Source organism: Acidobacteriota bacterium (assembly GCA_039030395.1).
Taxonomy (GTDB): Bacteria; Acidobacteriota; Thermoanaerobaculia; order Multivoradales; family JBCCEF01; genus JBCCEF01.
Genome location: JBCCEF010000006.1, coordinates 1 through 14167 on the forward strand (window position 1 = coordinate 1; position 14167 = coordinate 14167).

Genomic DNA, 14167 nt, shown 5'->3' on the forward strand with positions numbered 1-14167 from the left:
AACTGCCGTGCCCGTGGAAATCGCTCTGCGATTCCCACCGCCACTTGGAAAACGCTGCGCGTTTCCCACAGTTTCCACAGCCTCGACGACGGTCGATCTCGATGTCTTATCGGTGGACCAGACTCGGAGGGGAGCAGGATAATCTGTAGGCTCCAAGATGTCGACTGCTATCTCCTCAAATAGCGCTGCTGGAGCGACGATGTCGGCCACTGGGTTTACCGTGTCGATGCACAGCAAACGGAACTAGGAGGGCGAGCCGATCGCAGAGGTCTGGGTCTTAGTCAAGCCGCCCGGCCAAGGCGCGACGCATGCCGGAAGTGGTTCAGGCGAGCCACAGGGCAGATCTTGGGTGCCTTCGAATTGGGGCCAAGATCGGCAAAGATCGAGCGTTCAGAGCAGTCTCAAGGCAGTGCTGAGATGATGACTCATGGGTGACTCGCCAACTCCAGCAATCAGTTCCACTCCTGGTCCAAGGAATGTATGCCTTTGATTCGGAGGGACCTAATTGGTGCACCCGTAGGGATTCGAACACCAAGCCTTCTGATCCGTAGTCATACAGACATGCTGTTGCAACAAATTTCAGCGTGTCTCCTCTCGCCTCAAGATTCCTTGTAACCGTTGACATGATTGAAGTTAGATCGTACCATCCTTGGCCATGGTGTTTCACCCAGTTGCTGTCGGCGTAGTACCTAATCAGTACCTATGGTACCTAGACAGTACCTAAGAATCCGGGCTTGAAGGCCCGGACCCAGCTCGACGAGGAGGTCTCTCGATGGCCACGATTCATCTCACCGATCGCAGGCTCCAGGCCCTCGAGGCAGGGCGCTATCAAGTCGACTATTGGGACGAGAGCCTGCCCGGTTTCGGAGTGCGGGTGAGCCCGAGTGGTAGGAAGAGCTTCGTCGTCATGTACTACGCCGCGAGCGGCAAGCGGCGAATGACTCTGGGGCCTTACCCGGCCCTGGGACTGGCCGACGCTCGTCAACGGGCCAAAGCGGTGCTCTACGATGTCGCCCTGGGCAACGATCCCCACCTTCAGAAGCAGGCCGAACGTCATGCCGAAACCTTCGACGAACTCGCCGCTGAGTTCCTGGAGCGGCACTCGAAACCCAAGAAGCGCAGCTGGCAAGAGGACGAGCGCCTGATCGAGAAAGAGCTGAAGCCCCACTGGAAAGGACGCAAGGCACGGGACATCGGCCGGAGGGATGTCATTCTCGTGCTCGACCGGATCGCCGAGCGCGGCGCCCCGATCATGGCGAACCGGACGCGGGCTTTGATCTCGACGATGTTCAATTTTGGGATCGGCCGCGACATTGTGGAGCAGAATCCAACCATCGGCGTGCCGCGCCCGGGCAAGGAGCGCCAGCGCGATCGGGTCCTGAACGAGGCAGAGATCCGAACCCTTTGGCAGACTCTGGACACCCAGGAGCCGGTGATGGCCGCCACCTTCAAGATGCGGTTGCTCACGGCCCAGCGAGGAATCGAGGTTCTCACCATGCGTTGGGAGGACATCGAGGGCGACTGGTGGACCATCCCCGGCAGCGCGGCGAAAAACGGACTCGCCCATCGCGTGCCTCTGTCGCCCCAGGCTTTGGCACTGATCGAAGAACTTCGCTCGATCACCGGCGACAGTCCTTGGGTCTTCGAAAGTCAGCGCCGGCCAGGAACCCACATCAAAGCCGTGCAGAAGGCCGCGGAAAGGGTGGCCCAGGATTCCGGCGTCTCCTTCGTCTGCCACGACCTACGCCGCACCGCCGCGAGCTTCATGACTTCCGCTGGGATCTCCCGCCTGGTGGTCTCCAAGATCCTCAATCACGTAGAGAGCGGTGTCACCGCCGTCTACGATCGCCACAGCTACGATGCCGAGAAGCGGCAGGCCCTCGTTCTGTGGGGGGATCGACTGGAGCGGATCCTCGGACAGGCCGAACCAGGCAACGTCGTCCGGATCGCGTGAGCCTAGGCAGAGGCACAGATGAAGCCCCGGAAACTCCTGGTCAAGCTCGTGCGCGGCGATCTCCAGAACGTCGCCTTTCGCGATGTCCAGCGGCTGGTCGAGGCCTTTGGCTTCTCCTTGGCGAGGATCAGTGGCAGTCACCACATCTACTCCCATCCCGGAATTCCCGAGATGCTCAACCTGCAAGAGGTCAAGGGGCAAACCAAGCCCTACCAGCTCCGCCAACTCCTGAAGCTGGTCGAGCGGTACAATCTGACCCTGGAGGACAGCCCATGACCGACTACCACATCAACATCTTCTTCAGTGACGAGGATGGCGGCTACATCGCGGACATCCCTGACCTGGAGGCTTGCTCAGCCTTCGGCGCTACCGCCGAGGAAGCGCTCTCCGAGGTCGAGCGAGCGAAAGCGGCCTGGCTCAAAGCAGCCGAGGAAACGGGAAAGCCCGTCCCGCCACCGCGCTACCGGCCGGCGATTTACCAGGTATCGGGTTAGAGCCCAAGGCAGAGGCCTCGGCCCACTCGCTGGATCGGAATCCAGCGAGCAGCTCGACTCGAAGAGATTTCTAGCGACCCGCGATGCAAAGCACCGAAGAAGAAGCCCGGCAACTTCTCGACCTTCTTAGCCGCGAACATCCAGCGGAGGTTCTTCAAGAGCTTCCCGATCTCATTCGCGAGCATTTCCCGCGTGGCCCAGGCTGCCCTCCAGGCAAGGGTGGAGAAGACGACTCGGACCGCATCGACAGGCTCGTGGAGGTGTTGAAGGAAGGTCTCGATGAGGACGAGGCCGTAAGGCAAGTAGCCCGAGACGATCCAGGATTCGACGAGAAGAACACTCGCAGGCGCTTGCGCCGTAAGCTCCCTGAGGCCCTATCAAGGCTCAAAAACCAAGATCCCGAGCGAGAGGAGATCTTTAAGCGGGCCTTCGCCGAGGACATCGAGCCGTGGGATCTCTGACCGCTGGACCCTAAACCGCACGACACCCTCTGAGACAGGCCGAACCACTTATTCCGGGTTTTGTGGTTCGATGCCGCGGAACCCCCAGGGTTTCGGCAGCTTATTGCCGGACCACTAATAGGAGGGTTAATTGGTTCACCAAAACCTATTGATTCAATGATTTGTCCGTGTCTACCCTGATTCTCGAGCCGCCTCGAAGAGGCAACTTGCAATGGCCCGAGAGACAGAATGATCGAGCAAACTCAGCCACGACTCCTCCGCACCAAGGACGTTCTCGACCGACTTAACATCTCCCGCGCAACACTCTGGCGGTGGGAGCGGGCAGGCCTGGTGCCGGCTCGCCGGCGAATTGGCCCCAACATCGTGGGCTGGCTCGCGGAGGAGATTGACGAGTTCATCGAGAGCCGGCCCGCTCTCGGCGCCCCGCGTGAGCCCGAGGCCTCTTCATGACGAGCGCCTGGGCTTCCTCTTTGGGATTCGGCGCAATGGAGGCCGAGGACATCGAACGTCGTCTGCTCACTACGGTGCTTGGACGAAGCGGGCGTCCAGAGGGCGATGAGATCCGGTTCCGGTGTCCATTTCCAGAAAGACATCGGAATGGCGACGCAGATCCCTCGGCCCGCTATCACCCGACCAAAGGGGTTTGGCGATGCGATGCCTGCGGCAAGGACGGTGGTGGTCTAGAACTTTGCAGGAGTCTCGGCGTCTCGTTTGAGAAACCCTCCAAACCGCGATCCGCCAAGCGCGTCGCGTGCTACGGATACTGCTCCCAGTCCGGCGACGTGCTCCGGCGCAAAGTTCGTTGGGAGCCCGGCTTCAACGGGCGCCCAAAGAGCTTCACCTGGGAACGACCGGACGGACAAGGTGGGTGGGTCTCAGCCAAGGGAGACGGCAATCCGAAGGTGCTCTTCCGGTCCGAGGATCTTCTCAACGCACGGTCGAACGAAGGTGTCGTTCTGGTCGTAGAGGGCGAGAAAGACGCGGAGCGCGCCAAGAGCCTCGGCCTGGTGGCCGTGTGCAACCCCGAGGGCGCCGGCTCCTGGCGGGACGAGTACTCCCAACAGCTTCGGGATTTGCCCGTCCTGGTGGTGGCGGATCGAGATGAACCAGGGCGGCGGCATGCCGAAGCGGTGGCGATTTCTTTATTTACGATCGCAGGTTCCGTGCGGCTGGGCGAGCTTCCCGGCAACGGTATCAACGACCTGTCGGACTGGATCGAAGAGGGGACCTGTCGAGGCTTTGAGTCCGCAAGCCTTCGCGCACAGCTCCTGGAATGGGCGGACTCGGTTCCTGAATTCACCGGTGGGTCAGAGCCGCACGAGAGCGGAAAAGCCTCCTCGGAATCTCGAGTCGAGGCACTCTTTCAATCGATTGCCGGCCTGGCCGACGATGCAGACCTTGAGCCTCACCTGCGGGAACTCGGGAAGATAGCTCCCAGTCTCGACCCACTAGATCGTGAACTTCTCCGAGAGCGCGCGGTCTCTGCACTGAAGGACAAGACGAAGGCGCCGGGACGCCTGGTCGATGCCGCAATGAAGGTGAGCCATCTGCCGGATGCGGGAGGCGGCCCCGGGCGATCGCTGGTCTTCGCGGAGTTCGAGCCGTGGCCTGAAGCGGTCGAAGGTGGCGCACTCCTGGCGGAACTCGAAGCGACGTTCGAACGCTACACGGTGCTCGCTCCAGGTGCGGCCGTGGCGCTCGCACTCTGGACCCTGTTCACTTACTGCTTCGACGCCTTTCCCGTGTCGCCCCTGCTCGCCTTGACTTCCCCCGAGAAGCGCTGCGGCAAGACGACTCTCGTCACGCTGTTGAGCAATCTGGTGCGGCGGCCCCTACCCGCCTCGAACATCTCGCCGGCAGCGCTCTTCCGCGCCGTGGAAGCCTACGAACCCACGCTCCTGGTTGATGAAGCGGACACCTTCCTCAAAGAGCGGGAAGAGCTTCGAGGCATCCTCAACAGCGGACACACCCGTGCGACGGCCTTTGTCGTGCGAACGGTAGGTGACCAGCACGAGGCACGCACGTTCAGTACCTGGGGTCCCAAGGCCCTCGCAATGATCGGCCGCCTGCCGTCGACGCTAGAGGATCGATCCATCCTTGTACCGATGAAACGCAAGGCTCCCGGCGAGACGGTCGAACGGCTCCGGCTGGATCGCCTTGAGGAGTTTCTGCAGCTACGGCAGAAGGCAACGCGCTGGGCACTGGATCGCCACGAAGCCCTAGTGGGCGCCGAGCCGCGGGTGCCGACCGAGTTGCACGACCGGGCCGCGGACAACTGGCGGCCGCTGCTGGCCATCGCCAACGACGCGGCAGGTCACTGGCCCGAGAAGGCACGGAGCGCAGCTCACGCCTTGACCCTCGGAGGCGATGACGACTCCTCCATCCGGGTCCAACTCCTCGTGGACATCAACCGGCTATTTGCCTCCCGTGCCGCCGATCAGCTCTTCTCGGAAAGTCTTCTCGCCGATCTCGTCACCCTGGAGTCCCGACCCTGGGGCGAATGGAAGCGGGGCAAGGCCATGACGGCCATTGGCCTGGCGCGACTACTCAAGCCCTTCGGCGTGAGGCCAAGAAAGATCCGCATCGGACAGGAGACCCGACAGGGTTACCGAGCCGCGGACTTCGCCGACGCCTTTGCTCGGTACCTCCCTGGCTCCTCCGAACCCCATACCGAGCCGGAACACTCGGAACAACGCAATAACGACGGTGCTTTTCGCGCCTCGGTAACCCGGAACACCGAGGATTCTGTTCCAGCTCGCGAATCGCTGAAAAGCCCCTTGCCCGCGGGCTTTGTTCCGAGTGTTCCGGGTGAACTCGGAAGGGACTCCCATCCCGCTGGAGATCGGGAGGTCTTCGAGCTATGACCGCACAGGAACTCCTCGAGACGATGAGGCGGTCCGGGGCCGCTCTGGCTGTGGTGGGGGACCGCCTGCGGATCGAAGCGCCACCGGGTGTGGTGACTCCCGAACTCCGCCAAGAGCTCGTCAGCCACAAGTCCGAGCTGATTTCCGAGCTGTCGGCGTCTCGGCACTGGCCGGCCGAGTCCCTCGATGCGGAGCGGCGTTTCGGTGGGCCCTACGCTCGCTTGTTTCCTTTCCTGGGCCAACGGGTCGACTCGGTGGAAGGTCCCGGCATTTTGGAGCAAGTCTTCGCCGACCGGGTCGCCATCGCCCTGGTTTCGACTCCTTCAACCCTCACGTTCCTCTTGCCATCGGAAGTCTGGCCCGCGGGAAGATCTCGAAGCTGTGCCATGACTCCTCTGGGGGGTAACTAGAGGTGGCCGAAGAGAAGCTCGAACTACGCTACGTCCCGCTCGCCCAAGCTCGACGCTGGGACGACAATCCCAAGAAGCACGACCTCGAAGCCCTGGTGCGCTCGATCGAGACCCACGGCTTTGGCGATCCCCCGAAGTTCGACAGCACATTGGGTGCCTTGGTCTACGGCAACGGCCGGACCGAGGCCCTGGAGCGGATGCGCGCAGCCGGAAAAGAGCCGCCGCGGGGCGTCGGGCTGCTCGACGAGGACGAGTGGGCCGTGCCGGTGATCTTCGGCGTCGATGCCGAGAGCCGCGCTGCGGCCGTGGCGTTTGCCATCGACCACAACCACCTGACGCTCTTGGGCGGCGGCCTGGGGATCGAGGATCTCGTGCAAATCTGGGACGAAGAAGCCTTGCAGGACCTCCTGCGAACGACTCCGGATGCCGGCCCGCTCCTCGCGAGTCTCGGTCCAACGGATCTGGAAAGCCTCGTCCGTGGGCCCGACTTCTCGCCCGTCGCCGGCAGCGAACAATCACGACTCGACGAGAAGAAGAAAGTGACGTGTCCGCATTGCGGCGAGGAGTTCCGGCCTTGACCGATATTCTGCCGCGAGGGCTCCATCTCGCCTTCTGCTCCCACGAAGCCGCCAAGCACGCGGTGATGCGCTGGCACTACAGCCGGCGGATGCCCAAGAGCAAGCTCGTTCGGATCGGCGTTTGGGAGGATGCACAGTTCGTCGGGGTGGTGCTCTTCGGTGTCGGCGCCAATCGCCACCTGGCCTCTCAGTTCGGCCTCGCACCCACGCAGGCCTGTGAGCTGGTGCGCGTGGCTCTGGCACCCGCCCGCAAACATCCCACTTCCCAAGTCGTTTCCGTCAGCCTCAAACTGCTGCGCCGTCAGTCCCCGGGACTCGAGATTGTCGTTTCCTTCGCGGATCTCGGAGAGGGTCACATCGGGACTCTCTACCAAGCCGGCGGGTGGCTCTACCTCGGCGCTTCCGAGCAGAGCTACTTCCGCATCCTCGGAGTGATCGTCCACCCAAGGACGGTCTATGACCGTTACGGCCGAGGCGGTCAGTCAATCGGCTGGCTGCGCGACCATGTGGATCCGAAGGCGGAACGGGTCGAGATGGCACCCAAGCTGCGGTATGTGATGCCGCTGCGCAAGAAACTCCGGCGAGAACTCGAGAAGAGCGCCTTGCCTTACCCCCAACGCGAACGAAGTGACACCGGTGACACACCCGCTGCCCAAGCGGGAAAGGGCGGTTCAACTCCGACCCGTTCGCTCCATGCCTCCGAGGCTACCGATGGCTAAGATACGCAAGCCCGGCCGTCGGTCGAAACTCACTCCCGAGGTGCAGGAGAAGGTCGTCTCCGCCATCCGTGCTGGCAACTACGCCGCGGTGGCGGCAGCTTACGCGGGCATCGGCGAGTCCACGTTCTATGCGTGGCTCGCCAAGGGACGCGAGGCCAAGAGCGGGGCATATCGGGAGTTTCTGGAGGCCGTAAAAAGAGCCGAAAGCGAGGCCGAGGTGCGAGCCGTTGCCATCGTGCAGAAGCACATGGAGGACAACTGGGCCGCCGGCATGACCTTCCTCGAACGAAAGTTCCCCCAGCGCTGGGGCCGTCGGGATCGGCTGAGCGTTGATGTCGAACCGCGGACCGCTCTCGCATCCCTGTTGGGAGTCTCCCCAGAAGATCTCGACGATGCCGTAGAGGCAGCGGCCGAGGACGGCTCGTGAAGCTGCGTTCGGCTCCACTTGCGCAGCGCATCCTGCGACTACCGGCTCGGGAGCGGGAGCTGGCTGTGGGGTACCTGCAAGTGCTAGTCGAGGCACGCAGGGATGAACTCAAGCGACGGCGGCGAGACTGTATCGACCTCGCCCGAGGCGCCGGCATCGAACCGGACAACTGGCAGGCGCAAGTTCTCAAGAGCACCTCACCACGAATCCTCCTCAACTGCTCCCGTCAATCCGGCAAGTCCACCGTGACGGCTCTGCTCGCCGTCCACACGGCGCTCTATGAGGCGGATGCCTTGGTGTTGCTGCTCTCGCCCTCCTTGCGGCAATCTCAGGAACTCTTCCGCAAGGCCCTCGGGCTCTACCAGACCCTAGACCGACCCATCCCGGCCGAGTCCGAGTCGGCCCTCCGACTAGAAGTCGAGAATGGCTCGCGGGTGGTCTCTTTACCCGGCACCAGTTCGACGATTCGTGGCTACTCCGGAGTGCGGCTGCTCGCCATCGACGAGGCCGCCCGAGTGCCGGACGATCTGTATTTCGCCGTGCGGCCCATGCTCGCCGTCTCCGGTGGGCGCCTCATCTGCCTGTCCACACCCTTCGGCACCCGTGGCTGGTGGTACGACGCTTGGCGATCCGACGAACCGTGGGAACGCTACGAAGTCCCGGCCTCCGAGTGCCCTCGAATCTCTCCAGAATTTCTGGAGGAAGAGCGTCTCGCCATGGGCGAATGGTGGTTCGAGCAAGAATACGGCTGTCTCTTCGCCGAAGCCGAGAACCAGCCGTTCTCGCGCGAAGATGTCGAACGGGCATTCAGTGAGGACCTTGAGGCATGGGACCTGTGAGAAACGGGAGTAATCGTTGCTACCAGTAATCGGCGTTCGGGTTGGGCGGCGCCAGGAAAGATCAGCCATCGCGGTCGCCGAGATCGAACGGCGTGACAACGAGTGGCACTACGGCGTCAGATTTCTCGAGTCCCTTCCAGTCGGCTTTCGCTACCCTGAGGTGGCCCAGCGCTTGGCGGTGGTCTGTCAGAAGGTCGCCGAGCAGACCGAGCGCCAACCCGCCGTCTTCGTTGACGCCACCGGTCTCGGTGAGCCTGTCGTTCGAGTGCTGAAGGGTGAAGCGCGCGCGGCGCAAAGCTTCTGGTCCGTCTACTTCAACGGAGGTGATCGACGAGACGAAGACAGGTCTTCCCGCACTCTCACGTTAGGAAAAGCCTTCCTCGTGAGCCAACTCCTGACGCTCCTCCAGACCGAGAGGCTACACCTACCCAATACGCCGGAGGCGAAAGCCCTGGCCAGCGACCTGCTTGACTTCGAGTTGCAAGTCCATCCTGAACGCAACGCGCTCTCACCCTCCTTCAGGGTCGGTCGAAGGGATCATCTCGTCACTGCACTCGGACTGGCCGCTCAGGTCGAGCCACGGGTGAGCGTCTACCCCGGCGCGTGCTTCTACGGCATCTGAGGACGTTAGCGAATGGCTCTATTCATCGGAGTGGACATCGGGCAAAAACGCGACCCCACGGCCATCGCCGTGGCCGAAACGGACCAGCGTCAGAGCGCTCACCAAAGTGGCGACACTCACTTCGTGATTCGCTACCTCCATCGCCTTCCCCTGGGAACTCCCTACCCGGAGGTTGCAAGGCGGATCGCCGAAGTGGCCGAGAAGGCTCAAGCGCGAAGCAATGCTTTTCCTATCGTCTTTCTCGATGCGACGGGTGTTGGCAAACCCGTCGTGGATCTGGTCAGTGAGGGGTGGCTCCACGGGGATCTCTACGCGGTGTATTTCACCCACGGTGATCGCCGCCGGGTGGACGGACAGAGAGTAACCCTGGGCAAAGCTCATCTCGTTTCCAGGTTGCAAGCTCTCCTCCAGGCCGGCCGCATTCATTTACCCCCGACCCTTGAGGCTCGGGCACTGGCTGAGGAACTTCTCGACTACGAAATCCGAGTCGACGAACAGGGTAAAGACCGCTACGGAGCTTTCCGCACAGGGACTCACGATGATCTGGTCACCGCACTGGGGCTTGCCGTCCAGGGCGATGATCCAGGCCTGCGTCACTTCGATTCGGCTTCGGCATCAGTCTTGGGAGCTTGAGGGCCATGGTCCAGCGAGGAGGTAGTCAGATCTTGATGGGCTTGGATGTGGGCTCACGCAGTCATCCGTCAGGACTGGCCGTGGTCGAGATGGAAAAGCGATACGTGAGCCCAACCTCTGAAGCCAGCGAGATCCACTTCCTCGTCCGCCACCTTGAGAGGATCAAACCCGGAACGTCGTTCCCAGCGATTGCCGACCTCGTTGCGGAAAAAGCTCGAAGGATTGCACTGAAAGGTGAGAGCGACCCTACGCTCTACGTCAATGTGACCGGGAAAGGCGATCCAATCCTCGAACTGATCCGGGAGAAGTGGAAGGCTCGTCAGCCCATCGCGGTCTACTTCAACCATGGCGACCGGCGCGAACGGGAAAGCTTGAAGGTCACCCTCGGAAAGGCCTTCCTCGTCACACGCCTCCAGGCTCTGCTCCAGTCCAACCGCATTCACTTGCCCGCAATGCAAGAGGCCCGCACCCTAGCCGACGACCTCCTGGACTACGAGGTCAGGCTGGTTGAGAACGCCAATCAGCGGGAAGGAGCCTTCCGGGTAGGGAAGCGGGACGAACTCGTTACCGCTCTCGGCATGGCGGTTCAGGATGACGTGGGCGGGCATCGTAGCGGGAACATGAGACTGCGGTAGTTCGTCTAATCTGGCTCGGTTCGAGCCTGACAAAAACACAGCTCCTTCGCTTTCAACCATCCATGGCGATTTGACTATTAAGAGTCGCCTAACGCAAACTCATCTTCAGCGAAGAGCTAAGGTCAGAGGGTGTGTGGTTCGTTTGATCCGGTTCAGACCGGCCCAGGCGGTCCGTCCAATTGCTAGAAGTCCGATTCTGGTGGCTAGCAATGATCCACCCCGGGTTCCGAGCGCCCGGATCTACTGCAAGCACGATGGCTTCGGCGTTGAGTGTGTCAGCCTTAATAGCGAGATGCGGCCGAGAGATGGACGATAGAGTGACAAACATTGCGGTCGGGATTTCCTTAGCACTGGTAACAGTCGTCTCTCTTGGCTCCTGCAATCGCTCCGGCGCACCGCCCGAGAGGAGAAACCCGGGAGGTGGCACAAGGGCGGCGGCGAAGGTCCTAAGCGCCGCCTTGGAGGCGAAGAAGGAGCAAGAGGAAAGGGAACTCAAAAACGATGCGGGAAGGATAACGGCAGAGATCATCTGCCAGATGGATGCGACGAGCAGGCTCCTCGAACAATGCCGGCTGACCACGCAGCTTCTCGATGAGATGGAGGGACAGGGCAAGCCTGACCTGCTTCGTGCTGCTGCCACCTATAGCTTAGGAATCGCTACTGGCGAGCTTCGTGCGGACTACGAGCAGGCGGCAACGATGCTAGACCTCCTGCGAGCACGCAGCAAAGAGCTTCGAGCCTGTAGAACGCGGGGACGTTTTCTGGGTGGTTCAGTTGGGATGCAACAGATTGGCAGAGACAGCCTCAGGGCAACCGCCGAGCACCAGTCCCCAGAGATGCAGGCTATGCTGATAGCAGCCGAGGTGAACGAATATCGGGCAACCCTAGCAGAGTGTATGGTTCTGATGGCGTCTCGCGAACAGGATTCAGGCGCGCCATCCTCTCGACCTGAATAGCCGGCATCGAGTCGTCTGCCCTTGGAGCCGGTATGCGTGCGAAACTCGAAGTCGTCAGCCTCGTCATAGCCATCCTCGCGTTCGTCGTTAGTGGCCTCACCTGGCGTGACGGACGACTTCAGAGGGAGTTGATCGCCGAGCAACTACGGCCGTACGTTCAGGTTGTCCATGCCGAGCTAGTGAAGCCTCTCGGAGCCAGCAGCTTTGTTCAGCTCAAGATCACAGCCAAGAACTTTGGTCAAATAGCTGCCGAGACCGTGCGCGCTGACATGGACTATCGAGTGGACTTGCCTGAAGGTGACGGAGGCGGCGAGTCTGCGACGCGCATGGAGATCGGGCCGATGGGCCCGGCCGTGGAGCGCACGTTCATTCTGCAGTCCAACAGGATGGACCGCCGCACCTGGGCCGTTCGCTCACAAAGGATGTACGAGACCGCCTATTTCTACGGGTCCTTGTGGTAAAGAAATCCTTTCACGAAGCAGCAACGCAGGGAGGACTGGTGCTACCGCCTTGCCTTGAACAGCAAGGCCGCCCTGGAGGCGACCACGCTGGAGTTGTGCGGCAATCTGCACAATCGTGCCGAAGACGGGACAGATCCTACAGATTAGGCTTCAACGAACCTGCCCACAAGAATGTCCCTTCCGACAAGGGATGCCTTGCCTTTCAGCCTTCTCGCGGTCCAACACCGGTCTTCCCAAGATACGGGAAAGGGGCACTCTAGGTGCTAAAATCAAAACTATCGTATGAGGATTTGTTCACTCTATCGGAGCCCTCGGCGGAAGGTCTCCATCAGATGGCAAGCAGAAGGCTTTCCAGAATTCGCAACCCTTTTGTGAAGGCTATGGTCTTTCTATTCCCGTCTTTTCGGGAAGAGATAAGGACGTTCGGCGATGTCATAGCGTCGTTGACTGAGGACGCTGAACGGCGTTATGAGTATCTAAAGATCGTGATTTCAGACCTTGAGGTGAAAAATCCAAATCCCGTGGAAGCGAGGGAGACCATTGCGAGATTCGCAGACTTGGTTGAAGGTGCTAAGGGCGAGGCAGGAGTATCGCATGCCATATGGGAGTTGAACCCAACTCTATACAATGCTTGGAGCGAGTTCTCCAAGAAGGGTCCGCGGTACAATTACCTTTGCCCAAGGAACGTGAACCCTGATCAGACTGCGGATCTGCAGCGCTCGTTTTCCGTCTTGACGGATAGGGCCCGCCGCTATCTAGGAGGAAGGGCGCAGGAAGATGCTCTTTGCACGATTGGCCGCTACATGGGCTACTGTGAGCTGTTTGATAATGCGCGCGTACTCCTGGACGAGATCATTACTGACAAGGCTAGCAAACTAAAGCTGACAACTGAATTGGCCGGTGTTTTCAGGGCACTCCTTATGCGAGAGAGCTACGAAGAGTATGTCAGCAGACTCCGGAAGTGCCTCCAAGAGGTCAGACAGGGCAGGAGATTCGCTCTCTTGCGGAGACATGTCATATGGGAGCTAGCTAAGGGAGGGAAGATAGACGTCGCCCTAGAACTCTCCAAAGAAACACCGCAGATTCTAGACCCCCAAACTCTCGTGGTCATGTCGCGCTCGATGTTCATGGCCTCGTTTCTCGCGGATTCTGACGTGGCAGAGCGCATTTTCAATTGTGAGCTGCCACTTTCTTTTTGGGAGAGTTACTATATGAAGCGTTAGACGGCCAAAGGCCAGTGCGGGTCGGGGTATCGAAAGCGCGACGACACAAGACGAGCTGTCAGGTACTTGCCGCGACCTTAATCATTCATGGCCTTTGAGCACTCGGTAGACAAACCGATTCGACACCTCCAGGCCCGAGCGACGGCAGATCACGGCAAGGCGTTTGTAGCCCCACCAGGGATAGGCGCACGCGGTTTCGCGTACCGCCTGAGCCTTGGCCGGATCCAGGGGACGCGGCTTCGGCCCGGGACGCTTCCTGGCGGCCTTCGGGGTTCGAAAGAAACTGGAAGTCGCCCATCCCATCTCCCGGACGACCGGCGTCAGCCGAGCGGGGGGACTCTCGAGGACGTGCCTTCGGACCATTTCACGGCTCTCCAGGCTCAGTCGGGGGACGCCTGAAGTTTTTTTAAAAGGCCATTGGCCAGCGAAAGCTCGCCGATCACCTGCGCCCGATTGGCCACCTCCTTCTCCAGCTTGGCGATCCGCCTCTGCGCTTCCTGAGATTGGCCTCCGGGCTTCTGCCCGAGAGCCTGGCGCCCCCCTGCCAGGAAGTCATCACGCCAGCGGTACAGCGTCTGCTCGCTGACCTGGTAGCGCCTCGCAAGAGCCGCTACCGGCTCCTCCGCAGCACCACTTCCTCGCGCTCCTGGATCGACAGTTGACTTCGCTTGCCCATCTCGGCTCCTCCTTGGGATCGTGGAATCCCTAACAGTATCCCCGGTACCAGAAACCCCGAGCAAGACACACTGGCGGTTTCTATTTCTTACCTAACGGTTTGGCGCGTCCGCACTTTGTGTGGGTACCTGGTCGTGGAGAGCGCGAGCTGGGCGGGGAAAGGCGTGTCGGAGGTAGGCGCGCTCCCAGCCCATAGCGGGTCGCGCGGACAGGTGG

The 14167-nt window shown here is 61.1% G+C and carries 16 protein-coding genes and 1 tRNA gene; all 17 read left to right on the forward strand.

Going from position 1 to position 14167, the window contains the following annotated elements; translation table 11 throughout:
* The first annotated feature begins 772 nt into the window (after positions 1–772).
* The 17 genes from AAF481_07795 (at position 773) to AAF481_07875 (ending at position 13276) form a co-directional block, all read left to right on the forward strand.
* Entirely contained in the window at positions 773–1954 is a 1182-nt protein-coding gene (locus AAF481_07795; protein ID MEM7481064.1) for a tyrosine-type recombinase/integrase, read from the forward strand.
* An 18-nt stretch (positions 1955–1972) separates the two neighbouring features.
* Positions 1973–2230: a type II toxin-antitoxin system HicA family toxin gene (locus AAF481_07800; protein ID MEM7481065.1), complete on the forward strand. Its 258-nt coding sequence runs from the start codon at positions 1973–1975 to the stop codon at positions 2228–2230.
* Positions 2227–2448 (forward strand): type II toxin-antitoxin system HicB family antitoxin, encoded by a 222-nt coding sequence (locus AAF481_07805; protein ID MEM7481066.1) that lies wholly within the window; start codon positions 2227–2229, stop codon positions 2446–2448. The genes AAF481_07800 and AAF481_07805 overlap by 4 nt, the downstream gene beginning before the upstream one ends.
* Positions 2449–2531: 83 nt before the next feature.
* Complete coding sequence (locus tag AAF481_07810) at positions 2532–2909, forward strand: hypothetical protein (GenBank protein ID MEM7481067.1); 378 nt, start codon at positions 2532–2534, stop codon at positions 2907–2909.
* Between the two features lie 228 nt (positions 2910–3137).
* Entirely contained in the window at positions 3138–3359 is a 222-nt protein-coding gene (locus AAF481_07815) for an AlpA family phage regulatory protein (GenBank protein ID MEM7481068.1), read from the forward strand.
* A gap of 452 nt (positions 3360–3811) precedes the next feature.
* Complete coding sequence (locus AAF481_07820) at positions 3812–5773, forward strand: DUF3631 domain-containing protein (protein MEM7481069.1); 1962 nt, start codon at positions 3812–3814, stop codon at positions 5771–5773.
* On the forward strand, positions 5770–6183 hold the full coding sequence (locus AAF481_07825) for a hypothetical protein (protein ID MEM7481070.1): 414 nt from the start codon (positions 5770–5772) through the stop codon (positions 6181–6183). Before AAF481_07820 ends, AAF481_07825 begins: the two co-directional genes overlap by 4 nt.
* Before the next feature lie 2 nt (positions 6184–6185).
* Positions 6186–6761, forward strand: coding sequence for a ParB N-terminal domain-containing protein (locus AAF481_07830; protein MEM7481071.1), 576 nt, complete (start codon positions 6186–6188; stop codon positions 6759–6761).
* 618 nt (positions 6762–7379) lie between these two features.
* Positions 7380–7455: transfer RNA gene (locus AAF481_07835), tRNA-Gly, on the forward strand.
* 17 nt (positions 7456–7472) lie between these two features.
* Positions 7473–7907, forward strand: a complete 435-nt coding sequence (locus AAF481_07840; GenBank protein MEM7481072.1) for a hypothetical protein — start codon at positions 7473–7475, stop codon at positions 7905–7907.
* A complete protein-coding gene (locus AAF481_07845) occupies positions 7904–8746 on the forward strand; it encodes a terminase family protein (GenBank protein MEM7481073.1) in 843 nt (280 codons plus the stop codon). The genes AAF481_07840 and AAF481_07845 overlap by 4 nt, the downstream gene beginning before the upstream one ends.
* Positions 8747–8762: 16 nt before the next feature.
* Positions 8763–9368, forward strand: a complete 606-nt coding sequence (locus AAF481_07850) for a hypothetical protein (protein ID MEM7481074.1) — start codon at positions 8763–8765, stop codon at positions 9366–9368.
* 12 nt (positions 9369–9380) lie between these two features.
* Positions 9381–10001, forward strand: coding sequence for a hypothetical protein (locus AAF481_07855; protein ID MEM7481075.1), 621 nt, complete (start codon positions 9381–9383; stop codon positions 9999–10001).
* Between the two features lie 80 nt (positions 10002–10081).
* The gene (locus AAF481_07860) at positions 10082–10636 is read left to right on the forward strand and encodes a hypothetical protein (GenBank protein ID MEM7481076.1); all 555 of its coding nucleotides are present in this window, start codon (positions 10082–10084) and stop codon (positions 10634–10636) included.
* Between the two features lie 305 nt (positions 10637–10941).
* Positions 10942–11592, forward strand: a complete 651-nt coding sequence (locus AAF481_07865) for a hypothetical protein (protein MEM7481077.1) — start codon at positions 10942–10944, stop codon at positions 11590–11592.
* Between the two features lie 32 nt (positions 11593–11624).
* Positions 11625–12053, forward strand: a complete 429-nt coding sequence (locus AAF481_07870) for a hypothetical protein (protein ID MEM7481078.1) — start codon at positions 11625–11627, stop codon at positions 12051–12053.
* A gap of 260 nt (positions 12054–12313) precedes the next feature.
* Entirely contained in the window at positions 12314–13276 is a 963-nt protein-coding gene (locus AAF481_07875) for a hypothetical protein (protein ID MEM7481079.1), read from the forward strand.
* Positions 13277–14167: the final 891 nt, after the last annotated feature.

Excerpts from the sequence above, each read along its gene's own strand:
- AAF481_07795 (MEM7481064.1), top strand. The coding sequence starts at position 773 with ATGGCCACGATTCATCTCACCGATCGCAGGCTCCAGGCCCTCGAGGCA.
- AAF481_07800 (MEM7481065.1), top strand. The coding sequence starts at position 1,973 with ATGAAGCCCCGGAAACTCCTGGTCAAGCTCGTGCGCGGCGATCTCCAG.
- AAF481_07805 (MEM7481066.1), top strand. The coding sequence starts at position 2,227 with ATGACCGACTACCACATCAACATCTTCTTCAGTGACGAGGATGGCGGC.
- AAF481_07810 (MEM7481067.1), top strand. The coding sequence starts at position 2,532 with ATGCAAAGCACCGAAGAAGAAGCCCGGCAACTTCTCGACCTTCTTAGC.
- AAF481_07815 (MEM7481068.1), top strand. The coding sequence starts at position 3,138 with ATGATCGAGCAAACTCAGCCACGACTCCTCCGCACCAAGGACGTTCTC.
- AAF481_07825 (MEM7481070.1), top strand. The coding sequence starts at position 5,770 with ATGACCGCACAGGAACTCCTCGAGACGATGAGGCGGTCCGGGGCCGCT.
- AAF481_07840 (MEM7481072.1), top strand. The coding sequence starts at position 7,473 with ATGGCTAAGATACGCAAGCCCGGCCGTCGGTCGAAACTCACTCCCGAG.
- AAF481_07855 (MEM7481075.1), top strand. The coding sequence starts at position 9,381 with ATGGCTCTATTCATCGGAGTGGACATCGGGCAAAAACGCGACCCCACG.
- AAF481_07865 (MEM7481077.1), top strand. The coding sequence starts at position 10,942 with ATGGACGATAGAGTGACAAACATTGCGGTCGGGATTTCCTTAGCACTG.
- AAF481_07870 (MEM7481078.1), top strand. The coding sequence starts at position 11,625 with ATGCGTGCGAAACTCGAAGTCGTCAGCCTCGTCATAGCCATCCTCGCG.